Here is a 23,962-nt window from a genome sequence, read left to right on the forward strand (position 1 = left end):
ATCGCTTCGTTCTCATCGCGAGCACGCGGTCTCGTCGTTGCGCTTTCTGTCTCGATGTATGTGGTACAGTTTCGACCAACACCCGTATAACAAAACGTTTAGTATCACTCGAGACGACAGTTTCGTAACTGATGGTGCTGGACACTCACACACACGCGTGGACGCGACCGACGCGAGACCACCCCTGGGTCAACGGCCCGCTCGTCGAAACCGTCGACGAGTTCGGCGTGGGCACCGTCTACACGGCCGAGAAGCTACTCGAGGATATGGATGCGGCCGGCGTCGACGAGGCGGTCGTCGTCGGCTACCCGATCTGCGAGTGGACGGATAATCACTACACGCTCGAGTGCGTCGAAGCGAACGATCGGCTCTCGGGAATCGTCATGCTCGATCAGTTCGCGGACGGCGCTGCCGATCGATTGCGCGATCGGATGGCCGTCGAGGGCGTCCTCGGTTTTAGGTTGGGTGCAATTTGCCCGTACGATCGGATGTGGGAGACGTTCGATCCGACCGTCTCCTGGCTTCGGGAGTCAATCGAGGAGACGGCGTTCTGGGAGGCCGCCCGGGATACCGACGCGCTCGTACAGATCCTCGCCGATACCGACCAACTCGAAGACGTTATCGAACTGGTCGAGACGTACCCCGACCTGCGGTACGCGCTCGATCACTTCTGTCACGCCGATCCGACCGTCCCGCCGGAAGAAAGCAAGTTCGGCGCTCTCGAGGCACTTGCTGCGGACGAGTACGAGGTCGTTGTGAAGATATCCGAGGTCGTCCACCGCTCCGAAGCGGAGTTTCCGTACCGAGACGTACACGATCACGTCCGCTGGTTGCTCGAGACGTTCGGCCGCGAGCGGATCGCGTGGGGTTCGGACTTTCCGAACGTCAGCGACGAGGCGACGTACGAGGAGAGTCTACGCTGGCTCGAGCATGTCGATTGTCTCTCGAAAAAAGATCGAACGTGGCTCACCGGCCGTTCGTTCAGAACCGTCGCCGATATCTGAGCGGCTATCTGCCGTCCCGTCGGGTTACTGCTCGACGACGTGATTCTCGAGCGTTCCGATCCCTTCGATTTCGGCTTCGACGGTGTCGCCCGGTGCGAGCAGTTCCGGCGGATCGCGGAAGATACCGACGCCCCCCGGCGTTCCGGTCGAGATGACGGTCCCCGGCTGGAGGGTCGTGACGTGGCTTAAGTACTCGATCGTGTCGCCGACGTCGAAGATGAACTCCGCCGTTGTCGACTCCTGTTTGACCTCGCCGTTGAGGCGAAGTTCGACGTCCACATCGTTGGGATCGATCGCTTCGGGGGTGGTGAGCGCGGGCCCCATCGGCGCGAACGTGTCGTAGCTCTTTCCGCGGAAGAACTGTTCGTCCTCGAATTGTGCGTCCCGAGCGCTCACGTCGTTGATAACCGTGTAGCCGGCGACGTACTCCTCGGCTTCGTCGGCGCTGACCTCGCAGGCGGTCCGTCCGATGACGATGCCAAGTTCGACCTCGTAGTCGACCTGCTCGACGTCGTCGGGGTGGACGATGGGTGCGGTAGGGTCCGTGACGCTCGAGGGCGACTTCGCGAACAGCATCGGCTTTTCGGGGATCTCCTCGTCCTGCTCTTCGGCGTGATCGTAGTAGTTGAGTCCGACGCAAATGATCTGTTCCACCGACGGAATCGGCGCGAGATAATCCGTCGGGTCGTCGATAGCCGGAAGCGCTCCGATCTCGACGGCGCGCTCGACGCGCCGGCGGTACCCCGGAGTCGCGAGGTCTTCGATGGTCGGTTCTCCGAATCGGTCCAGCGCGTACGGCTGGTCGTCAACGATGACGCCCCAGCGGACGCCGCCGCTAGTCGCGAATCGAATGAATTGCATCGTGTTCAAATCCAAGGGCTGGACCTTGAATCTTTCTGTCGGTTGTCGAATTTTCGGCCCGGGTAATTCGAGAGCAATCAGGCGAATAACGGATGGATCGAACGGGGCCCTCGAGTGGCAACTCACGAAATGCTGGTGTCTGCTCGGTAGTGGTGTCTGCTCGGATTTCCCCGTCCTCGAGTCTCGCGTCGTTGCCGGCAGTTCCGTAAAGAAAGCTATGGATGGTCTGCTCGGGAGCCGAGTGTAGTCGTTCGTCGAGTCGAATCGCTAGAGTCGGTCGACGACGTACTCGAGTTCGAGATTCGATCCCGGGTCGGCCTCCCACTCGAAGACGAGGTCCCACTCCTCGCCGGTCCACTCGAACCGGTGATCGAGAGCGTACGGCCCTGGTGGTTCGTCCTGAAGGTGCGTTCGAGCCGAGAGCGATCCGGCCCAGTCGTCGCTGACGCCTTTGACGCGGGCTGCCGGCTCCGCGTCGGATTCGAGGGTCGCCGTCCCGGCTTCGAGTCCGCCGCCGATGTTGCCCCGAACCACGGTCTCGTCATTGACGTCGATGTGGAGGTCGGCCACCGTGCCGCCGTCCCTGACGTCGTTGTTGACGATCCGGCCGTTGGATCCGGTGAACTCGATCCCGTGAGTTTGATTGCGCTCGTCTTCGTCTCGTTCGTCGACGACTCGAAGGTTGGTGATTGTGACGGTGTCGCCCCAGGCACGGACGCCCTCGCCGTCGGTGTTCTTGATGAGGCCGCCGCCGATGGTGATGTTCTCGACGCCGTCGATAGCGATCCCGGCGTTGTTTCTTGCGCCGATGATGTTTACGTTCCCGACAGTGATATCATTCGAACCGGACGTGATGTGGATCCCTCGCGGCGCGTCGCGGCTGAGAACGTTTCCGATCGTCGCGTTTTCACAATCGTTCGCACATCGGAACGTCGCGTAAGCCGTACTCGAACTCGGATTTCGCCCGATGACGCTGTCGACCGTGGCGTCGGTAATACCGTTGAGGATCAGTCCGCATCCTTGCATTTCGTTGCCTAAAACCCGGCCGATCTGGACCCGGTCGATGTCGTAGAACTCGACCGCGTGGTGGTTCGCGTTCTCGATGTAAGCCGACTCGAGGAGAATATCGGTCGCATCGCCTTCGCGCGAACGCCCGGAGACGCGAATGCCTTCGTTGATCTCTCCCACGTGGACGGGATCGGCGAGCTGTTCGTCGCGAGGTCGGTCGGGTTCGTGTGAGGGTGGGAAGTCGTCGTTATCGGGATCGAAGTTCGGGTGATCCTGATACGGATCGAGGACGTCGAGGTTCTCGAACTGGACGTTGATGTGTCCAAGCCGAACGTTATCGCAGTTCTGGAGGACGAGCCCGAAACGTGGGTTGCCCGTGACGTTCAGGCGCGGAATCTCTATCTCCTCCTCGGCGAGGCCGCGGAAGGGGATGACCAGCGATTGCCCCTCGTCTTCGACGTGAATCGTCGCCGGAACGTCGACGACGGTGTAGCTCGGCAGAACGACTTGCTCGAGTTCGTCGGTCGCCTCGACGGTTCCGTCCGCGGTTACGAGGACGCGTTCTTTCGTGGTTCGATCCTCGGTGAGGCTGTCGACGGCGGCCTGAATAATCCCGAGATAGTCGTCGCCGCTGGCGACGTGGCCGTCCGTTCCGTCGGCGTGATAGGTTCCATCGTCGTCCCGCCAGACAATGACGTCCGGTTCTCGAGCGCCCGTATACGTGTGATCGACCTCGAGAGTGTTCAGATCGTAGAGTCCGTTATCACAGGCATCGACATCGGCGTCCCACTTGTACCACGGCTGGTTTCCTGTTTCCGGTTCCCCGCTCGTCGATCCGCTTGCACTCGCGGCCCCAGAAAACGCGGCTCCGAGCCCTGCGGCCCCGATCAGTCCAAGGGCGCCTCGTCTCGGAATCGCCGACCCCGTTCGATTCGTCCGCTCCGCTTGCTCCGTCTGCGGTGGCGTGTTGTTACTCATAATTTGTCGTGCCACTACTCGTGACACGTGATGACAATAACCATTAGATGTAATATAACTTTCCGTTAGTATTGTAACAGTATCAGAACGCAACGTTTCTGGATGTGTCGTCTAATCCGAGAAACTGCTCGAAGGTATCAATCAGCGCTTCGGATCCACGAGGGTAATCGGATGTCGGGGTTGACGGGTCAACATCGAGTCGAGTTGCTCGAGGCAGGACGTGCCGCTCGCGACGACCGTCCGATTCGTCGCATCGGGCATCTCGAACTGCGCCTGTAGCCGTTCGCCGACGTCCACACTCAGGTCGTAGTACTCGCTCTTGTAGCCGAAACTGCCGGCCATGCCACAACACTCGACGTCGGACGTGAGAACGTCGAATCCCTGTCGTTCGAGGACGGTCGTCGTGTACGTCTCGAGTTCGAGCGTTCGCTGTTGGCAGTGTGAGTGGTAGGCGACATCCGCTGAAGCGCCGATACTTTCAGCGTCGCGAAGTGCCTCCGCGGACGCGCCGTTCTCGAGCAGTCCGAAGATGTACTCGAAGAGTTCGTAACTCCGTTCTGCGAGCGATTCGTAGCGGTCGTCCTCGAGTAGCCGTTCGTACTCGCCGCGGAACATCGCCAAATCGCTCGGTTCGATGACGACCACGTCGTAGCCGGCGTCGATGTGGGCGTCGAGGTCGTCGCGCACCTCGCGTGCGTGTTCTTCGGCCGTGGCGATCATGCCCTGAGAGAGCGGTGCGCGACCGGAGGAGGCCACGTCGGGGATTTCGACGGCGACGCCGAGGGCCTCGAGCGTTCGAACCGCCGCCTTCCCTCGCTCCGTTCGGACGTGGTTCGTGTAGAGGTCGGGATAGACGACCGCGTGGTACTCCGCGTCGACGGGTCGAGGTTCGTCCCGGTTCCGGAACCACTCGACGAGCGTTTCGCGCTCGAAGGTCGGCAGTTCGCGGCGGCTGTCGATTCCGAGCACTCGCTCCATAAGGTACCTCGAGGGCGGCGTTCCGGCGAACCAGTTCGAAACGGGTACGGTCGCGGAGCCGAGTTTCGCGAGCGTCTCGAAGTTGCCGAAAAAGCGTTTTTGCAGGTCGAGTCCCACCGGCTCCTCATCCGGCGTAAGCCCCTCGACGAGGAAGTCCAGGTCCCCGTCGTCGGCTCCTCGATTCCGCCGATCCCGGACGACGGTGTTGATCCAGGGGATGTCGATTTTCACCGGACACTGGTTGACACAGCGCGAACAGCCCGTACAGAGGTCGTTGAACTCGTCGGCGGACTCCTGTCCGTGCACGCCCGCTTCCCAACCGGTCGCGATTCCGCCTGAGTAGGTCTCGCCGCCGAAGACGTGACCGCCGACGGACTGGAAGTTCGCACACGAGTTCGCACAGGCCGAACATCGAATGCAGTACAGCGTCTCTCGAAGTTGCTCGTCCTCGCGCATCTCCATGCGCCCGTTGTCGAGAAGCACGAGGTGGAAGTCCCGTTGGGTGGATTCGTCTTCGGACGGGTCCGCTGAAGTACCGGCGATCGGCTCGTCGCTGTCGAAATCAACTGTCGGCGTCGAGACCGGCGGCGAGAACAACGAGACGTAGGAGGTGATGTCCTGGCCGGTTCCCGAGCGCGCGATCAACTCGACAAACGGCTGGAGCTCCTCGAACGTCGGTACGATCTTCTCGACGCCTGCGACGGCGACGTGCGTGTCGGGAACGGCGATCGACTTTCTGGCGTTGCCCTCGCTGGTCACGAGCGCGATCGTTCCCGTATCCGCGGTGACGAAGTTCGCGCCGGTGACGCCCATATCCGCGTCCTGAATTCGCTCTCCGAGGTACTCTCGAGCGAACGCGGTCAGCTCTTCGGCCGTCTCGAGTTCCTCAGCTGGATCGAACTGTTCGTTGAACAAGTGGGCAATCTCTTCGCGAGACTGGTGGATCGCCGGTGCGACCAGGTGGCTGGGTGCCTCGTCTGCGACCTGCAGGACGAACTCGCCGAGGTCGGTCTCCCAGACCTCACAGCCTTCCGTCTCGAGATGTTCGTTGAGGTCTATCTCCTCCGTCGTCATGGATTTGGACTTGACGATGGTTTCGGTCTCGCGCCCGCGGGCGAGTTCGCGGACGTACCGGTTCGCGTCGGCCGCGTCGTCGGCGAGGTAGACGGTGCCGCCGTTGGCTTCGACGGTCTCGCGAACCTGCTCGATCAGCGAGGGGAGATTTTCGATCGCGTCTTCTTTGATCGCCCGCGCTCGATCCTTGTACGCGTCGTAGTCCTCGAGTCGGTCCACCGACTCGTATCGTCCTTCGTTGAACCCGCGCGCGTTTCGTTCGACGCTGTCGCCCTCGGTCTCCATGATGTGGCGGATTCGTTCGGCCTTCTGGGATCGTTCGCTCGACATTATGCCTCCACGATGATCGCGTGCGTTTCTTTCGGTCCGTGCACGCCGTAGACGAGTTCGCCCATGTCGGCGGTCGCGCTCGGTCCGGTGGCCAGTACGGCGTCGTCGTGTCCGTCGCGAAACCGCTCTCCCAGTCGCTCGAACGCGGTCGCCATGTCGTCGACGAGGTCTTGCTCGCGGACCACGACCACGTGCTGGTCGGGAAAGAGCCCCGAGAGTTCCGCGCCGTCGGGAGTCGACTCGAGGACAACGGTTCCGTAGTCAGCGACACCCAACGCGGCGCTTGTCACGCCACAAGCGGCCTCGCGAAGCTGATCGGGTGTCGGCTCGAGGACGACATCCGTTCCCTCGAGCGAAACGTCTTCGAACGGCAGTTCGGAACCGATCGCCGGCTTCGTGATAATTTCGGCGAGCGTTTCCCGGAACCGGTCCGATGTCGTCCGAGTGACCCCTGTCCGGACCTCCTCGAGGCTCGTTTCGAACGTTTCGAGTTGGGTTGTCATTAGTTGTGTGTGACTAACGGATGCCACGGTTTTGGGTCTTGTCATTGCTCGGCACGCGGCGCGGCGGATCTCTAACGTACCGATAATAATCGGTCGATCGAAACGGGTTTTCCGCGTCGACGAGCGCGTCCGAATCGATATCGTCGACCGAATTTGTTGCGCAGATTCCGATTCCGTTCAGTAGTTGTCGTAGACGGTTTTCTCGATCGTGTAGAACTCGAGGCCTTCGTCACCCTGCTCGCGCCAGGTTTCGCTCGAGGATCCTTTCATGCCGCCGAAGGGAACGTGGAGTTCGAGCCCGGTCGTTTTCGCGTTGACCTTCGCGACGCCGGCTTCGATCTCGTCGATGAAGCGATTGGCTTCCGTGTGGTCGTCCGTGACGATGCTCGCAGAGAGGCCGTAGTCGACGCCGTTTGCGACCTCGAGAGCATTTTCGAAGTCCTCAACCTCGAGCACGGCGAGAACCGGACCGAACACTTCTTCTTGAGCGAGACGCATCGACGGATCGACGTCGGCAAAGACCGTCGGCTCGACGTAGTGGCCGTCTCTGTCGAGTTCGCTCCCGCCGGCTTCGAGATTCGCCCCTTCTTCCCGGGCGATATCGACGTACTCGAGCGTCCCCTCGAGTTCGGATTCGGAGACGTGCGGACCCATATCGGAGTCTTCGATTCCCGGACCTGGTTCGATCGCGCTGGCGCGCTCGGCGACGGCGTTTACGAACTCGTCGTAGACGTCGGTGTGGACGATCGCACGAGAGCAGGCAGTACAGGCTTGCCCGGTAACGCCGAACGCACCGTTGGCGACGATATTGGCGGCTTCCTCGACGTCCGCGCTGCCGGTGACTATCGTCGGGTTCTTCCCGCCCATCTCGAGCTGGACGCGTTTGCCGTCCTCGGTCGCCTGATCGTAGACGGTGGTCCCGACCGCGGTGCTCCCGGTAAACGAAATCGCGTCGACCGCCTCGCTCGTGACGAGTTCGTTCCCGACTTCGCTTCCCGAGCCGGTCACGAAGTTAGCGACGCCGTCGGGAAGGCCCGCTTCGTCGAGCGCCTCGAAAATCGCGTGTGCGACGCCGGGCGCGAGCGACGCCGGTTTGAGTACGGCGGCGTTGCCGGTTACGAGCGCTGGTGCCAGCTTCCATGCCGGGATGGCGATCGGGTAGTTCCACGGTGTGATCAGTCCCACGACGCCGAGGGGTTCGTTGATCGTGTAGAGGTTCGTCCGCGGTCCGCTGGCGGATTTGACCGTTCCGCCGAGATCGCTCGCCTTCGCGCCGTAATAGCTGAAGATGTCGATCGCGCGCTGGACCTCACCCCCGGCTTCGGCGTTCGTTTTGCCTTCTTCACGGACCAGCAGTTCGGTGAGTTTTTCCTTGCGATCGGCGAGAATTCGACTGGTTTCCGTGAGTATCTGCCCGCGTTCGGGGGCGGGCGTTCCCGCCCACTCGTCGGCCGCGTCCGCCGCTGCTTCGATAGCTCGGTTGGCGTCCGCGGCGCTCGAGTACTGGTAGGTCGCAACGGTCTCGCTCGGCGATGCCGGATTCGCTACCGCTACAGTCTCGTCGGTCTCGGATTCGATCCATTCTCCGTCGATGTAGTTGCGTTGCTCGTCAGCCATCGTCGGATAGTGTCCCAACTGCGGCATAACGATTTCGGTCGTCGAAGCGCTCTCCTGCGGATTAGGTGTTCGCAATGAGCCGCTCGCGAGAGCCGCTTTCGCATCAATCGTGTTGAATATCGGCAAAGAATTAAGGTCGCCACACTCGATATGTGAGTCTGTCGCTATCGGGCGACAGAGCATATCATGACTGACGAGACCGAACAACAGCAGACAGAGGAATTGACTCGATCAGCCGCGCCGGTCCCGCTTTCGATGGGACGCCGTGGTGCGTTGGCAGCACTCGGGGCTGCGGGCCTCGGTGCGGCGATCAGCGGCTCGGCGAGCGCGGGAGGGAAAGAGGGGGCGAACACGGCAAACACCGGAACCCAGCCGTGGTACGAGTGGGACGGCGACGTCGATGCGGGAGAAAACGGATTATATGACCTCGAGTCGCTCGAGGTCGATCACACCTATACGCGTGCCGGGGACGCCGACGTAACGGTCTGGTGTGACGGCGACGGCACGTATCATGCCGACACGGAGGACGGAACGATCTCGAGCGACGACGAGCCGATGGCAGTTTTGCAGGATGCACTCGATTCGCTCGAGGACGCTCGAACGACGAAAGCGACCGTCCGCGTGACGAGCGACCTCGTGGTCAGCGAGGACCACGACGTACACGGTGTCGACGTGCCGAGCTACACTCGCCTCGATATCGCGGGAACGGTATCGGTCGAGGGCGAGACAGGTGACGTCCTGTCGATGAGCGGCGTCGAGAACGTCCACGTGCCACAACTTACCGTCGAGGGCGAGGCCGGCAGAGCGGTATTCGCCGATGATTCGTCGAATCTCACCTTCGGCAGGCTGTGGATCGACGGCGTCACCGGCCAGGGGGTTCGCCTCGAGGGAGGGTGTACCGATGTCCAGATAGATACCGCCTACGTCACGAACACGGGACACCACGGAATCGAAACCTACGACGTCGAACGGATCCAGATCGGGCAGGTGATCGGCGTCGATCCGGGGAGTTGCGTCGTCCTTCTGAACGAGACGTTCGATGCGTCAGTTGGGCAAGTAATCGGCGAGAATCCGCAGTTCGACTACGCCACGTTCCGGTTGGCAAACGGCTGTCGAGGCATCTCCGTCGGTCGCGTCGTCAGCCGCGGCGGCGTTCGCGGCCTCTCGATTATCACCGGAACGCGGGACGTGACCGTCGGAGAGGTCAACGTTCAGGGGGCCTCGAAGGCCGGAATCCTCCTCGTTGACGTGAGGAACATCAAAATCCTCGGCGGAATCATCAAGAATACGGACGCATCGGGGGTGAACTTCTGGTCGCTCGGACTCATGGGCGAATCCTCGGAGATCAATGAGGGGATCACGCTCGCGAACCTCCGGATAACGGACGATCGCGACGAGCCGAAACAGCCGTGGGCGATCAACGAACGCGGTGCCTGCTTGCACAACCAGTTCGTTAACAACGACGTTCGGTTGCCCGGCTCCGACGACGTGAGCGCCGACGGAGAAACGGACCGAATCCACGTCGCATCCGAAATGACAGTCGTCCATGGCAACGTCGGCGGCGGGGTTGATCGGGGAACGGCAACGCTCGAGCCGGATGCGTCACCCGCCGCGCGCGTCGAAGGGGTCTCAGAGCACTATCACTCGACGCTCGAGGCCCGAACTGCGCCGCACGGCGGTGCCAGCGCGTCGGCGGCCTGGGAAAGCTATCCGGAGTGGAACGCCGAGTCCGAAGCGTGGGACCTCGTCTTCGAGTGGCGAACCGATCCCGGGACGAGTCTCGAGGTCGATTACGTCGTCGATCAACCGGGGGCGGCCATCGGGCGCGACATCGATCGAAACGCAGTCTGGGAGGCGGGCGTACAGTCCATCGAACCCGGAACGTATCGAGTCGTCGCCGAACATAGCGGTCAGGTGCTCGAAGTCGCCGACGGCTCCCCGTCGTCCGGAGCACGGATTCAGCAGGGCGAGTGGAACGACGAGCCACACCAGCGCTGGGAAGTCGAGGGCGAGATGGACGGTCGGCAGGGCCAATTCACCCTCACCGCCGAACACAGCGGGATGGGTGTCACGTTCTCGGGTTCCGATGCGGTCCAGGGCAGTGCGGAGGAATACCGGATGGAACGCTACGAAAACGGCTTCCAGATCGACGTTCCCGACGGGCGTCTCGAGGTCGCCGAGGCCTCGGATGAATCCGGGGCGACGGTACGTGCTGGCGAGTGGGAAGGTGGGGCCCACCAGATCTGGACGTTCGAACGACTGTAACCCGCAAGCGAGACAGTCGATGCCTCCACGAATTCGACCGACGAACAGCCCTTTCGACCGTTTTGGCCATCGTCTCGTGTTCCGCTCGTCGATACGGTGTCGAACGCGTTGATAGATTTAAGTCTCGACTGTCGAGGACACTCACACGCGCGATAGCTCGTCCCCTCTCACTTGTCACTTCTCACCTCGAAGAGTGGGTATCGACGGCGACGAGAATTACGACGGCAGAAAACGAAGCTTTGGGACGAGGAGTTCTTAGAGGTACTCTTCAGGATCCGGACGGTTGTTCGTCTCGTCGTTATCCCCGTCGCGGAAGTACCGGCGTACTGCAGGAACGAACTGGTACCGCAGATCGAAGTAAAACGAGACGATGCCGTAGAACCAGAAGAAAAACAGCACTAACGCCGCGCCGACGAACATCGTTTCTGGGGTTAGGACCATCGATCAGTCCCCCCTGGCCTCGTTTTCGGCGGAGACTGCTGTCGGCTCGGCGACCGTTTCATCAATGACTCCGTGGGCGATTGCATCGCCAGTCTCCCCGTCGAATACGTGGGTTTTCTCCCGGTCGAAAACGATTTCGATCGTCGCTTCTTCTTCGATTGTGGTATCCGGATCGATACTCACGAGTAACTCTGGCCCACCTTCGCCCATGACCGAATCGGAGTCGCTCTGTGCGCCCTGTGGCGTCAAGTAGGCGTACGTCTGATCGCCCACTGGCTCGAGGACGTCCACGACCGCTTCGAACGCGGTACTCGGCGTCGCGGGTTCGTCCTCGCTCGAGACGAGGTAGACGTCTTCGGGACGGACGCCGACCGTCACGTCGTTGTGATCGGCGTCGAGATCGAGTGCGTGATCGACCTGGAAGTGAGTCAGATCGAGGACGTCGCCGGTTGCACTGCCGTCGTAGAGGTTCATCGACGGGCTTCCAATAAAGCTCGCGACGAACCTGTTGGCGGGCCGATCGTAACACTCGAGCGGCGGTGCACACTGCTGGAGGTTCCCCTGATTAATGATGGCGATACGGTCGGCCATTGTCATCGCCTCCTCCTGATCGTGCGTGACGTAGATCGTCGTGATGTCTAACTCCTTCTGGAGGCGCTGGATCTCGGTTCGCATGTGGACACGCAGTTTCGCGTCGAGATTGGCCAGCGGCTCGTCCATCAGGAACACTGCTGGTTCGCGAACGATGGCTCGGGCGATTCCGACGCGCTGTTGTTGACCGCCGGAGAGTTCGCTCGGTGTCCGATCGAGCATCCCCTCGAGTTGGACGGTTTTAGCCGCTTGTTGGACCCGTCGTTCGATCTCTTCGTCCTCGAAATCTCGAAGGCGGAGTCCGAAGCTGATGTTGTCCCGAACGTCCATGTGGGGAAACAACGCGATGTTCTGGAAGACCATCGAAATGTTTCGATCCTTCGGCGGCTCGTTCGTAACGTCCTTGCCGGCGATTTCGACCGTTCCGCTCGTTGGGAGCGTCAAGCCCGAAATCATCTCGAGGGTGGTCGACTTGCCACACCCCGAGGGACCGACGAGACAGAGGAACTCGCCGTCCTCGATCTGGAGATTCATTTCGTCGACTGCGACGACCTCTTCGTAGCGCTTCGTCGTGTCCGTAAGTGTAACGTGTCCCATGATATCACTCCTTTAGACCGCCCTGCGTTAAGCCTCTAACGATGTGTTTCTGTGCGAATATTACTAGTACCGCGACCGGAATGACCCCGACGATACTTGCGGCTGCCATGAAGTGGTGTTGGCTGCCGGATTGCTGTTCGAACGCGAGGATGCCGTAGACGAGCACGGCCCAGTCGTCGGGGTTACCGCGACTCATCATGAACGAGAAGAAGAACTCTCGATAGACGCTGATAAACACGATGATCGCGGCCGTCACGACTCCCGGTGCGGAAAGGGGGAGGATAACCCGGAACAACGCACCCAGTCGCGTCGTCCCCTCAACCCTGGCGGCGTCCTCGAGTCCGTCGGGGATCTGACTGAAGAACGTCGTCAGGATAAAGATCGTAATCGGAAGGGTCAGCATCGTGAACGGGAAGGCCATCGCCCACGGTGTGTTATAGAGGTCCGGCGTCATGAACGGACCAACCGTGAGCGACCCCGTTAACATCTCGTACAGCGGAATCAGGTAGGCGATTCCGGGGAAGTACGAGACGATCAGTAGCAAGAGCATTAGCGGTCCTTTGCCGCGGAAGTCGACGCGACCGAACGCGTATCCTGCGAGACTCCCGATGACGAGACAGATGACCACGGTGATCATCGCGATGACGATACTGTTGAAGATGTAGAGATGAATCGGTTGTTGGCTAAATATCTCGACGAAGACTCCGATGTTGACACTGTCCGGGAGAAAGCCCATTCCGTACGTACCCCCGCCAGAGACCGCCAGAACGAGCAGCCAGTAGAACGGAAACAGGGTGATCATGAGGAACGACGTGAGCCCGACGTAGAACAGAATCCGGTAGGTGTCGTACGGATTGTTGACCATCAGATTCACGAACTGTCCGACGCGGCCTTTCGATTCGTCTTCCACTGCATTACTCATAGGTATCGACCTCGTCACGGAATTTGACCAGATACACCATCACGATCCCCGCGATGATGAGTGCGGTCAGGAAGGCAATCGCTGAGGCGGTTGCCCATCGCTGCATGCGGAACGTATCTACTACGAGACACGTAAGGGTTGGAACCGTATTACAGCCCGCAGACGCTTCGACGACGCCGTAAACCTTCATCGAACTGATTGTGTAGAAGATCATCCCGATCAGCACGACGGGTTTGATCAACGGAAGCGTGATGAGCCTGAATTGTTGCCATTTCGATGCTCCCGCGACCTTCGCTACGTTGTACAGACTCTGATCGACGCTCGCTAAGCCAGCGAGGATGATGAGCGCAATGAACGGGATCTTTCGCCAGACATCGATAAGAATCACGATAATAATGGAATCTCGAGTGCTGCCAAGCGGTCTCGAAGAGAGTATCCCGAGCTGGTTGAGCGGCTCGACGAAGGGACTGATGCTAGGTTGAAACATCAAGTAAAACATCATTCCCTGAATGACGATTGGGATCGACCACGGAAGAATTACGATCATCCGGGCGACCGAACGGCCGCGAAACTCCTTGTTGAGGATGAGTGCCATCCCGAGACCGAGAACAGTCCCGATCGCGACACTGAAACCCGTAATCAGTAGCGTAACAACTAACGCGCTCGAGAGCGGATCGCTCAAGCTGAAAAAGGGATAGTTGAGGATGATGTTCAGTTCTCCGGTGAGTATCTCTACGTAGCCGTCGATCCCCCTGAACTCGCCGATCGGATGTTCTCCGTACAGGTCGTCACTCTGGAGCGACAACCAGAACGTCCGAACGAGCGGATAAAACGCCAGGACCGAAAGCACGAGAATCATCGGGCCAATGAGAAGATAGCCGTACTTATCCTCGTCTAATCGTTCGATCCTGTATAGGATGGGCGATACGGTTCGATATAGCTTCTCTATCATTGCACAGTAATCATGGCGATTGTGAACAATCTTGTACCTTTCGTTGTGTCGTGAGTGGATCGGGTGGGGTTACTGCGCCTCTTCGGATTCGATCGTTTCGACATCCACTTGAGCGGCTTCGACTGCCGCTTGCGGTGACTTCTGCTGATTGAGACAGGCGTGGAACTCCTCGGCAATCGAACTGGATTGTGAGTCCCAAACCGCGTTGATCGGGTGAACCCACTGGTTTTCCGACTGCAACTGAAGCGTCTCGAGATACCGGCTCATCACCGGAACCTCCTCCGCTTGCTCGGATCCAAACAGTTCCGGCTTTGGAGGTGTCGAGCCGGTAATTTCGAAAATATCGAGGTAGAACTCGTCGGAGGTCATAACTTTCAGCAGTTCGACGGCGGCCGGGAGCTTTTCGGAGTTCGGGTTGAGCGACAGGTGCCAGCCGCCGAGCGTCGCGTTCGTCCCGCCGGTACCCTCGTACTCGGCTTCGTCCTCGGAGACGCCGTACGGGAACGGCATGAGGCCGATATCCTCGCCGAAGGCGTCCTCGCTCGCGAAGTCTGCGATCGCGTACGACCAGTTTCGGTGGAAGACGGCCTCGCCCGCGGCGAACGATTCTTGGGAGGGTTGGGTGTCCCAGCCGAGCGCTTCGGAAGGCAAAATATCGCCCGTCATGCCGTCGATCGCATGCTCGTCGTCGGAGCCGTACATGAACGTCCGAAGCAAACGAAGCGCGTCGATCACCGGCTCCTCGTCGATCGTTACCGGCCGGTCGCCAACGGGCCCGTGTTGATTTTCCATGTCACCGAAGTAGTTCCCACCCATTGTGACGACTTTTTCGTATCCAGTCTGGTGACCGACGGTCCGCTGGTCCAGCGTCGTCGTGTAGCCGTGGTCGACGTCGTTCGCTTCGACCGAGTCGCTGACGATATCAGCGAACTCCTCCCACGACATCGGCTCCGTCGCCCAATTCTCTCCTTCGGGATCGTATCCCGCATTTTCGACGTAATCCTTGCGGTAGAGGATCGCCGGAATGTCCACGAACTGCGGGACTCCGTACAATCCACCGTCGTAGCGCATCGAATCCACCATTTCCTGGTGGTAGTCGTCCTCGAGTTCCTCGAGTTTCTCCTCGGAGAGTGCCTCGTTCAGGTCGACCAACCACCCTCGAGGTGCGAACGAGGAGGTGTACGCGAAATTGGTCAACATGATGTCCGGGGTGGACTGACCGGCTTGAAGGATCTGGTTGTACTGATCCTCCTGATCGTCTGCCCCCCAGACGCCCGTCGAGACGTCGACTTCGATATTTTCGTGTAAGCCCGCATCGCGTAGTGCTTCCTGAATCTGATCCTCGACATCGCCGAAGAGCGGAGCGGTACTGTATTCGACCGTCACCTCTTCGCCGTCGTATTCCGAGATGTCCAGTTCCTCGTCTCCATTGTCACTGAGACAACCCGCCGCCCCGATAATCCCGGCGGCACCGGTCGCCGCAAGAACGTTTCGGCGAGAAATACTGTTCTCATCGTGCATACTACCCCTAAACCCACGATTGGCTCTGTCTGCCATACGCACAAATTAGCGTTCTACTATATAAATTTACTCTCTCGGTCGTGGTTGGGGGGAGTGACTCGAGATCCAGTCTTGGTCTCTTGGACGAACTGTACTCTCTGCTTCTCTGGTGCACACAACGGTGATTGTGCGCGTTACATCTCTATACACTGAAATCGATGGAAACACCGCGGCAAAATCCCGTATCCGGCATTACCGGACATATGCGATTTTTCACTGTGAACTAATTGCCGGTTCTCACCTACCGCCACGGTTCCATAGTGGTGGGATCTCGACCAAATTTTTCCGGCCACGCCGGACAACTATTATATAGGATGTGCTTTAACATACCGTACATGGCGAGCAAATCACGCTACCCAGTCCAGGCGGCCGCGACAACGTTCCGGGTTATCGAGACGCTCCATCAACTCAATGGCGCGGGCGTTTCCGAACTCTCAGAAGCCCTCGAGATGCCAAAGAGCACGGTTCACGATCACCTACAGACGTTGACCGAAACGGAATACCTGGTCAACGAAAATGGAACCTATCACGTCGGTGCGCGATTCCTCGAACTGGGTGGGTTCGCCCGTAGCCAAATGAAACTGTATCAGGTTGCATCTCCCGAAATCAAGAAATTAGCCGAGGAGACGGGCGAGCATGCGAATTTGATGATCGAGGAACACGGAAAGGGAATTTTCCTCAACAAGTCGAAGGGGCCCGACGCCGTCAATCTGGATACGCACATCGGCAAGCGCGTGCATCTTCACACGACGGCACTGGGGAAAGCAATCCTCTCGAGAGAATCCGAGGAAGTCATCGACGAAATCGTCGAGAGACACGGCCTCCCCAGCGTAACCGGAAAGACGATCACCGACATCGAGGAACTGAAACAACAACTCGCGAAAATCCGCGACCGAGGGTACGCGATTGACGACGAAGAACGAGTGATCGGAATGCGCTGTGTCGCGGCACCGATCTGCGACGAGAACGAACGGCCAATCGGTGCGATTAGCGTTTCAGGACCGACGAACCGATTCGACGAGTCGACGTTCAACGCAGAGATACCGAAGAGCGTCTTGAGTACCGCAAACGTCATCGAAGTGAACATGACTTACTCGTAATATTTCCGGTCACACCGGATTCGGGGTGGGTAGAACAACTCTCTCACCACTATCTACCGGATCAGCCTGTCTGTTATTTGACCGTTCGCTCCGAGGCCGCATACGAATTAGACGAACGTAATATCTTTCAGATAAATGAATATGTGTGAAACAGTGATTATCTGGTTGTTAAGCGATTCTCCGTCTTTTGGACGGTAAGTTAGATTATATCCACAAATCTGATACCTCCGTCTCGAGGCCCTTTTGGGGCTGTCCTCTGGGCGTTTCGTTGACGACTGTCACCTATACTGAGTGACTCGAAGGAAGGGGCGATTCGATCCGACAAAAATCAACGACTTCCGCGTCTACTAGTGTTAGATTTCGGTGACCAGTTCGTGCTCGGTCTCGATTGCCTGGGCGTCCTCGTCCAGCAGTGCGACGACGAGGTACGGCACGTACGATTCGAAGTACTCGATAACCGAGGCGATCCGATCCGAGTCGATCGCCTCGAGAGAGTCCAGAAGCATGAACGGAACCGTCTCGTAGACGTCGTGGACGAGATAGCCCGCGAGTGCGAAGACGAGCCCCGTCACCTCCCGTTCGCTCTCGCTCAGGTGTTCGATCGAGTCTTCGTACGCCGCGCCGTCGTCGGTGCTCCGGACGATTTTCAGGTCGAACGACGATTTCGTTACCTTTCTGCGTCCTTCGCGAGCCTCCCGAGTCGTTCGCGCGATCCAGACGCGGTCGAGGTTCCCGTATTCGAGGGTCTCGAGCAAGTTTTCCATGTGTTCGTTAAACGCCTCGACCGCGGTTTCCTCAATCTGGTCGATCCGCGTTCTGAGGTCGGTCAGTTCGTCGGTTACGTCCTCGCGGCGTGCTTCGTGATCCTCGCGGTTGCCGAGTTGCTTTTCGATCGAACTGATCTCGTCCTCGATATCGTCTCGTTCTCGCTCTTTCCGTTCGAGTTTGAACTCGAGCTGGTTGACTTCCTTGTGCTGGTCGAGGATGCCGTCGTACTCTTCGGTTTCAAGGTCGTCGATTTCGGCCTCGAGATCGTCGATTTCGTCGGTGAGCTCCTCGCGCTCGTCGGTCAGCTCGTCGATCCGATTCGTTCGGTTCTCGATTTCGTCGTCGATCGAGTCGAGTCGACGCTGTGTCTGCTGGTACTCACTTCGACTTTCGTTGATGTTCGAGACGGTCTCTCGACGGTCTTCGAGGTCGCTGTTGATCTCGGTTCGTTCCTGAATTCGATCTTGGCGCGCGTCGCGGAGCTGTTCGATCGTCGTCTCGATCTGTTCTTTGGCGACCGAGGAGCCACAGGTCCAACAGGTGACCGTCTCGGAATCGTCGAGCAACTGGTCGGTGATCGCCCCGTCGTCGTTGCCGTCGTCGACCGGCTGGTTCGCGTCCGCGAGAACCGAATCCGGCTCGTCGAGGAGCTGTTCGTTGAACTGGATGGTGCTCTGGAGTTGGGAAATCTCTTTCGAGAGGTCCGCCTTTTCTTCCTGCAGGGTCTCGATTTCGGCCTCGATCCGGCCGATATCGGTCTCTTCGCCGGTCGAGAGGGACTCGAGTTGCTCTTGGACCTCCTCTCGCTCGTCCTCGAGTGCGTCGATGCTCTCGCGTTCGGTTTCGATTCGATCCCTGGTCCGTTCGAGATCCGACCGGGTCTCTCGGAGGTCGCTGAGCTTGTTCTCGAGTTCGGATTGCTCTTCGCGGCGTTCTTCGACGTCGACGTTCGCTTCATCGAGTTCTTCCTGGGCTTGCTCGAGTTCCGCCTCGAGGTCTTCGATTTCGTCGGAAACGCGTTTGCGCTTGGCTTCGAGGTCGGGGAGTCGCTGTTCGAGGTTGTCGAGTTCCTCGAGTTGCTCGTCGATCGATCGCTTTCGCTGTTCGTACTGTTCGATTTCGGCCTGAATCGCGGCCGTATCGACCGGGCGCATGATCAGTTCCCGAAGGTCGTCGCCTCGAGCGACTGCTCGGCGCGCTTCGTTCGACTCGAGCAAAAAGGCGAACAGATCTGCGATGTCCGGGTCGTCGAGGTACGGATTGCCGTCGGTGATGATCGTCCCGTTCTGGCGCTCGAGCTTTCGTCGGTATCGGTCGTCGCCGAACTCGAGTTCGGCGCTGCCCTCGTCCGCATCGGCTTTGAGACTCACTTGATCACTTCCCAGCGCCGCCATGATGGCCTGGAGAAGCGACGTTCGGTTTGTTGCGTTACGGCCGGACAGGACGGTAACACCCTGCTGGAAGTTCACTTCGGCACTGTCGATACCGCCGATGTTGTCGACGGTGAGCGTCGCCGCTGTCGGGACTTCTTCTTTCTTCGTGGCTAATTCACTTTCCATGCCCCTACATTCTATCTCCTTACACATAGGCATTACCACTTCACCTGCACGTGTTGTTCAGATTAACAGTATGGCTACTGAGACGATTTTCTGTCAACCCGTTCAATCACTCAACCCGCCACAGCGACAGGACTGCTGGTCGAGCAGTTCCCGTACGGTGTATTCTTCGAAACAATCCTCGCACGTTACTGTGATCGAAACTGCCACGTTGTACTCCCCGATGTCGAGGATATCGTTTCGCTCGAGGTGCGCAATGGTGTCCCCGGTAACCGCTTCGGTTCGGTTTTGCAACGAGCCTACTTTCTCTCTGCTCCGTTCCAGTCGTTCTTCGTCCGTCGGTTCCTCAAGCGATGCCTCGAGACACTTCGTCAGGTGGTTGTAGACCGTCTGGTGGGAGATAAAGTCCGATTCAACTTCTTCGACCGGAACGCCGTCGCGCTCGAGTTCGTTTCGGGTCTGGACCTGCGTCCCGCTACTGACGTCGTCGTCGGTGAGCAAGCGATACGTGTTTTCGATCTCCCCTTCTTTCGCCGCGACGTTCGCCTCCTCGAGGGCCTGTTCGAGAACGAGTTCGTTGACGTATTTCGCTAATTTACGCGTACTGTACTGTTGCTCGGCTTTCCCGGTCCAGCGCGCGACGAGGTCATCGTCGAGCTCTGCCAGCCCGTACTGGTTGCTAACTCGACCGAGTTTACAGCCACAGGAGGTGGTCGATTCCGATTCGGTGTTTTGTTCAGTCACTGGTATACCAGTAGAGGCTTACTGCAAAAAATGTTCTGACTCGCAATTGGTTCTGGAGACGACTTCAGGGGGTGTTCTGTTCGCGTCCATTCCCTTTCGTGTCCCCCAATAAAGTATATAATCAAACATATTTGGTTTACTTAGGCTTGGATTGTGCCTTGTCTCTCCTAATAGTTGTGAATACCCCCTCTTCCGGACATTTGTGTACGTATCGAAATCAACTATTCCATTAATCATCTTGAATTTTCTTGCTACATAAAAGTCTATTATCTACTCGAATACCATTATCGGATACGCTAGTATGGTCGTAATCCATCGATTGTCTTAGTGTCCCAAGGGTATTTGTAATTCGATTACACAGGTATGTGTGTAAATAACTGGTCGAAAATCATCCCAACGGTTCGCCGAAGTTGGAACAGGAATTCTTGGAGCTACCCGGGGAACCTCGTTTGCGTTTCTCAAACAAGAGTCAGGCCATCGTAGTATGCGGTGACTCGCGAATGGGAGGGAAATGCCCTTCCGATGAAACAGCTATGAACCGTCGATTCGCGCTCCGTCGATCGATTTCGTCGAGGCGATGAACGCACCACGGGCGGCTCAAGAAAACTTCGCGTTGATTTCGATGACGTTCGCGGATCGGATGACTTTGTTCGGAAGCTCCTCGTAATAGCGATCACCCGTCATTCGACTCGACGGACCGGAGATACTGACTGCACCGATCACTTCGTCGTTCGCACCGTTTACCGGTGCGGCAACGCACCGTAGTCCGTCGATTTTCTCCTCGTCGTCGAAGGCGTAGCCGCGCTCCCGAATCGTGTCGAGTGTGCTGAAGAGTTCTTCGCGCGAAGTGATAGTTTCTTCCGTGTACGCTGGCAATCCGTGCCGGTCGATGATCTCTTCGACGCGCTCTCGTGGATAATGTGCGAGCATCGCCTTGCCGAGTGAAATACAGTGAAGGTGCTCTCGTTTTCCGACCGTCGAAGCCGTTTGAACGGCTCGTTCTCCGCCCTTTTTGTACAGGTAGACCGCTCGTCCGTGTTCTTCCGTCGCAAACTGGACCAGCTCCTCGCACTCGCCCGCAAGGTCGTCCAGTTCGTCAGCAACTACATCGTAGATTCCGAGGTGTTGTTTTACGCCCTCTCCGAGTTCGAGATAGCGAAGGCCGAGCGTGTATCGCTCCCCGGATTTGATAACGTGTTCATGATCGAGAAGCGTCGCCAGATGGCAGTGGACCGTCCCTTTCGATCGGCCGATTCCCTCCGCTATCTCGGTGATTCGAGCGCCGTCAGTCTCGTGGAGGTAATCGATAATCTCCAGTGTGATCCCCACCGCCTGGATCGTCCGTGGTTCCGTCGTTTCGCCCATACGCCTATCTGTACCGTCTCCCACTAAACTGTTTGTGTGTTACGAACAGTTTCCTTTCGTTTGCGACCGACGAACGAGCGCGCCCCTTCGGCATCGTCCCTTGGCCAACGACTGCAGGCGATTGCGGAGTCGGGCCGTCGATGTAGTGAGCGTAACGTATTTGTGCTCGTATCACAACAGTTGGCACGTATGTCCGAGCAACGAGAGCAAGCCGTCTCACCAGCAGTCCGTACGCGCGTCGACAACTACATCGGTGGTCAGTGGAAGAGCCCATCCGGTGAAAAATCTCATCCGGTCATCGATCCCGCGACAAACGAATCGCTGACGACGATCGAATTTTCGCCCGAGGAATCGGTCGACGACGTGGTTCGGACGGCGAACGACGCCTTCGAGGAGTGGCGACGGACGCCCGTCGTCGAGCGAGTCCAGTACCTCTTCGACCTGAAGACGGAACTCGAGGATCGCATCGACGAAATCGCGGTCGCGCTGTCCCGCGAGCACGGAAAGACCGTCGGGGAGGCTCGAGGAGAGATCCGTCGCGGAATCGAAAACGTCGACGTCGCCTGCGGGATGCCGGATATGATCCGGCAGGGGAGCGGCAACGTCGAGGACGTCGCCCCCGAAATGGACGAGTACGCGGTTCGCCAGCCGCTGGGCGTTTTCACGGCGATCACGCCGTTTAATTTCCCGGCGATGATCCCGCTCTGGTTTCTCCCGTACGCGGTCGCGACAGGAAACACGTTCGTTCTTAAGCCGAGCGAGAAAGTGCCGCTGAGTTCGCAACTGATCTTCGAGGCCGTCGACGCGGCCGGCTTTCCCGACGGGGTCGTTAACCTTGTCAACGGCGGCGCGGACACCGTCAACGCGCTCCTCGAGCATCCGGATATCGCCGGCGTTTCGTTCGTCGGCAGTTCTCCGATCGCAAAACACGTCTACGAAACGGCGGCCCAGCACGGCAAACGCGTGCAGGCACAGGGTGGCGCGAAGAACTACGCAGTCGTCACCGAACACGCCGCCCTCGAGGAATGCGTGCCGAATATCACCGGCTCCGTCTACGGCAACGCCGGTCAGCGCTGTCTCGCCAACGACGTCGTCGTCGGCGTCGGCGACGCATACGATGATCTTCGCGAGCAACTGATCGCCGCCGCCGAGGAACTCACCGTCGGGGCTGGCGTCGCCGAGGATACCGACGTGGGACCGCTAATTACCGGGGACTCCCGTCAGCGCGTTCTCGATCTGATAAACACCGCGCTCGAGGAGGGCGCAGAACTGGTCCTCGACGGCCGTGACTTCGAACATTCGGACGAGGAACTCTCGGGAGGGAACTTCCTCGGCCCGACACTGCTTGAGGGAGTGACGACCGATATGGAAATCGCTCAGGAGGAGATATTCGGTCCCGTCCTCTGTCTCGCCGCCGCCGACGACCTCGACGACGCGATCGAGATGGTCAACTCGACGAAGTACGGCAACGCGTCGTCGATCTACACCGAATCGGGAAGCGAGGCTCGCCAGTACAAGTACGAGGTCGACGCCGGAAACATCGGCGTCAACGTCGGCGTCTGCGCGCCGATGGGCTTTTTCCACTTCGGCGGTCGCAAGGCGTCGTTCTTCGGCGACCTCCACGCACAGGGCGAAGACGCCGTCAACTTCTACACGGAGAAAACGATCCAGATCGAGCGCTGGTACAACTAACCCGTCGTAGACGAGCGCTGGTACAACTAACCCGCCGTAGACGAGCGCTGGTACAACTAACCCGTCGTAGACGAGCGCTGGTACAGCTCCCCTGTCGGAGAGGTTCTATTCGAAATAGGAGATATCGAACCACCAGCGATTCCGGAGTGATCGCGTTCGCGCTACCGAGGCGCTATTCGTTCTGCGTTACTGACTCTTCGTGGCGCTGTAGTGCAGATTCGTACCGCTCTTTTGCGTCGCGGCTCGAGTTCGCGAGATACGCCGTGTCTTTGCCCACGATCAGGAAGTCAAAGCCGGCCTCGACCCGGTCGTCGATCTGTTCGGGCGAGACGGTGAGGGTTCCGACGGGCGTTTCGTGGGTAGCCCCGGCTCGGAGGACACGATCCATCGCCTCCTGGAGTTCTCTCGCATCCCACTGTGCGAAGACACCGAGCGCTCCCGAGAGATCCGCCGGCCCGACGAACAAGGCGTCGATCCCGTCGACGGCGGCGATCTCCTCCGCGTTTTCGAGTCCCGCTTCGGACTCGATCTGTGCGACCGTCACGATGGAGCCGTTCGCGTCGGTGACGTACTCGACGAAATCCATCCCGTACTCCGCAGCGCGGCCGCTCGCGATGCCGCGGACCCCCTCCGGTGGGTAGTGGACCGACTCGACGAGTTGACGCGCTTCGTCGGCGGACTCGATCATCGGCACCATCACCCCGGCCACGCCGATATCGAGGACGCGTTTAATTCGGGATGGCTCGTTTCGTGGCACCCGCACGATCGACTCCGTGGGTGCGTCTTTCGCGTCGATCGCTCTGGAGACGTTTTCGACGGTCTCGAGGCTCATCGTCGTGTGCTCGGTGTCGATAAGAACGAAATCGAACTCGAGGGCGGAACTCACTTCCCCGATGGCGGGATGACCGATCGAGAGCCAGTTCCCGACGGGATTGTCACCCTCCTCGAGCGCCCGCTTGAGGTGACGCGTCATGGACCCCCTGTAGTTGGCGTCGGTTGGAAGGGATTCGATTCGCGACGCAGTCCGCGATGGGGCGTCGGTGATCGAGCGAAAGA

Annotated in this window: 18 protein-coding genes; 4 read left to right on the plus strand and 14 right to left on the minus strand. The window is 59.0% G+C overall.

Annotation, left to right across the window (positions count from 1 at the left end):
* Positions 1–134 precede the first annotated feature (134 nt).
* Entirely contained in the window at positions 135–1,004 is an 870-nt protein-coding gene (locus ACYQ14_RS21665; protein WP_459891471.1) for an amidohydrolase family protein, read from the plus strand.
* Positions 1,005–1,028: 24 nt separating this feature from the next.
* Here the strand turns inward: ACYQ14_RS21665 and ACYQ14_RS21670 are convergent, their stop codons facing one another.
* The 5 genes from ACYQ14_RS21670 to xacF all read right to left on the minus strand — a co-directional run bounded on the left by ACYQ14_RS21670 (position 1,029) and on the right by xacF (position 8,353).
* A complete protein-coding gene (locus tag ACYQ14_RS21670; RefSeq protein ID WP_459891393.1) occupies positions 1,029–1,865 on the minus strand; it encodes a fumarylacetoacetate hydrolase family protein in 837 nt (278 codons plus the stop codon).
* A 267-nt stretch (positions 1,866–2,132) separates the two neighbouring features.
* Positions 2,133–3,851, minus strand: coding sequence for a right-handed parallel beta-helix repeat-containing protein (locus ACYQ14_RS21675; RefSeq protein WP_459891395.1), 1,719 nt, complete (start codon positions 3,849–3,851; stop codon positions 2,133–2,135).
* 141 nt (positions 3,852–3,992) lie between these two features.
* The gene (locus ACYQ14_RS21680; RefSeq protein ID WP_459891397.1) at positions 3,993–6,233 is read right to left on the minus strand and encodes an LUD domain-containing protein; all 2,241 of its coding nucleotides are present in this window, start codon (positions 6,231–6,233) and stop codon (positions 3,993–3,995) included.
* Positions 6,233–6,736 carry a LutC/YkgG family protein gene (locus tag ACYQ14_RS21685; protein ID WP_459891398.1) on the minus strand — a complete coding sequence of 168 codons (504 nt, stop codon included), beginning with the start codon at positions 6,734–6,736 and terminating at the stop codon, positions 6,233–6,235. The genes ACYQ14_RS21680 and ACYQ14_RS21685 overlap by 1 nt, the downstream gene beginning before the upstream one ends.
* Positions 6,737–6,913: 177 nt before the next feature.
* A complete protein-coding gene (xacF, locus tag ACYQ14_RS21690; RefSeq protein ID WP_459891400.1) occupies positions 6,914–8,353 on the minus strand; it encodes a 2,5-dioxovalerate dehydrogenase in 1,440 nt (479 codons plus the stop codon).
* 186 nt (positions 8,354–8,539) lie between these two features.
* Here xacF and ACYQ14_RS21695 point away from each other — a divergent pair, with 186 nt between their 5' ends.
* Positions 8,540–10,618: an RICIN domain-containing protein gene (locus tag ACYQ14_RS21695; protein WP_459891402.1), complete on the plus strand. Its 2,079-nt coding sequence runs from the start codon at positions 8,540–8,542 to the stop codon at positions 10,616–10,618.
* Positions 10,619–10,873: 255 nt separating this feature from the next.
* Here ACYQ14_RS21695 and ACYQ14_RS21700 read toward each other — a convergent pair whose 3' ends face one another.
* The 5 genes from ACYQ14_RS21700 to ACYQ14_RS21720 all read right to left on the minus strand — a co-directional run bounded on the left by ACYQ14_RS21700 (position 10,874) and on the right by ACYQ14_RS21720 (position 15,642).
* Positions 10,874–11,059 (minus strand): DUF8005 family protein, encoded by a 186-nt coding sequence (locus ACYQ14_RS21700; protein ID WP_459891404.1) that lies wholly within the window; start codon positions 11,057–11,059, stop codon positions 10,874–10,876.
* Between the two features lie 3 nt (positions 11,060–11,062).
* Positions 11,063–12,247, minus strand: a complete 1,185-nt coding sequence (locus ACYQ14_RS21705; RefSeq protein ID WP_459891406.1) for an ABC transporter ATP-binding protein — start codon at positions 12,245–12,247, stop codon at positions 11,063–11,065.
* Between the two features lie 4 nt (positions 12,248–12,251).
* A complete protein-coding gene (locus ACYQ14_RS21710) occupies positions 12,252–13,169 on the minus strand; it encodes a carbohydrate ABC transporter permease (RefSeq protein WP_459891408.1) in 918 nt (305 codons plus the stop codon).
* Complete coding sequence (locus tag ACYQ14_RS21715; protein WP_283837160.1) at positions 13,162–14,121, minus strand: carbohydrate ABC transporter permease; 960 nt, start codon at positions 14,119–14,121, stop codon at positions 13,162–13,164. Before ACYQ14_RS21715 ends, ACYQ14_RS21710 begins: the two co-directional genes overlap by 8 nt.
* Before the next feature lie 69 nt (positions 14,122–14,190).
* Positions 14,191–15,642, minus strand: a complete 1,452-nt coding sequence (locus ACYQ14_RS21720; protein WP_459891410.1) for an extracellular solute-binding protein — start codon at positions 15,640–15,642, stop codon at positions 14,191–14,193.
* Positions 15,643–16,016: 374 nt separating this feature from the next.
* Here ACYQ14_RS21720 and ACYQ14_RS21725 point away from each other — a divergent pair, with 374 nt between their 5' ends.
* Positions 16,017–16,781, plus strand: a complete 765-nt coding sequence (locus ACYQ14_RS21725) for an IclR family transcriptional regulator (RefSeq protein WP_459891412.1) — start codon at positions 16,017–16,019, stop codon at positions 16,779–16,781.
* A 353-nt stretch (positions 16,782–17,134) separates the two neighbouring features.
* Here ACYQ14_RS21725 and ACYQ14_RS21730 read toward each other — a convergent pair whose 3' ends face one another.
* The 3 genes from ACYQ14_RS21730 to ACYQ14_RS21740 all read right to left on the minus strand — a co-directional run bounded on the left by ACYQ14_RS21730 (position 17,135) and on the right by ACYQ14_RS21740 (position 21,214).
* The gene (locus ACYQ14_RS21730; RefSeq protein WP_459891414.1) at positions 17,135–19,108 is read right to left on the minus strand and encodes an archaea-specific SMC-related protein; all 1,974 of its coding nucleotides are present in this window, start codon (positions 19,106–19,108) and stop codon (positions 17,135–17,137) included.
* A 102-nt stretch (positions 19,109–19,210) separates the two neighbouring features.
* Positions 19,211–19,849, minus strand: coding sequence for a rod-determining factor RdfA (rdfA, locus tag ACYQ14_RS21735; protein ID WP_283837156.1), 639 nt, complete (start codon positions 19,847–19,849; stop codon positions 19,211–19,213).
* A gap of 597 nt (positions 19,850–20,446) precedes the next feature.
* The gene (locus ACYQ14_RS21740; RefSeq protein WP_459891416.1) at positions 20,447–21,214 is read right to left on the minus strand and encodes an IclR family transcriptional regulator; all 768 of its coding nucleotides are present in this window, start codon (positions 21,212–21,214) and stop codon (positions 20,447–20,449) included.
* A 189-nt stretch (positions 21,215–21,403) separates the two neighbouring features.
* Between ACYQ14_RS21740 and ACYQ14_RS21745 the strand changes: the two genes are divergently transcribed.
* Positions 21,404–22,906, plus strand: coding sequence for a CoA-acylating methylmalonate-semialdehyde dehydrogenase (locus ACYQ14_RS21745; RefSeq protein ID WP_459891418.1), 1,503 nt, complete (start codon positions 21,404–21,406; stop codon positions 22,904–22,906).
* 172 nt (positions 22,907–23,078) lie between these two features.
* On the opposite strand, the gene ACYQ14_RS21750 is transcribed toward ACYQ14_RS21745, so the two are convergent.
* The gene (locus tag ACYQ14_RS21750) at positions 23,079–23,879 is read right to left on the minus strand and encodes an HpcH/HpaI aldolase family protein (RefSeq protein ID WP_459891420.1); all 801 of its coding nucleotides are present in this window, start codon (positions 23,877–23,879) and stop codon (positions 23,079–23,081) included.
* Positions 23,880–23,962: the final 83 nt, after the last annotated feature.

The sequence above is a fragment of the Halostagnicola bangensis genome (genome assembly GCF_054653435.1).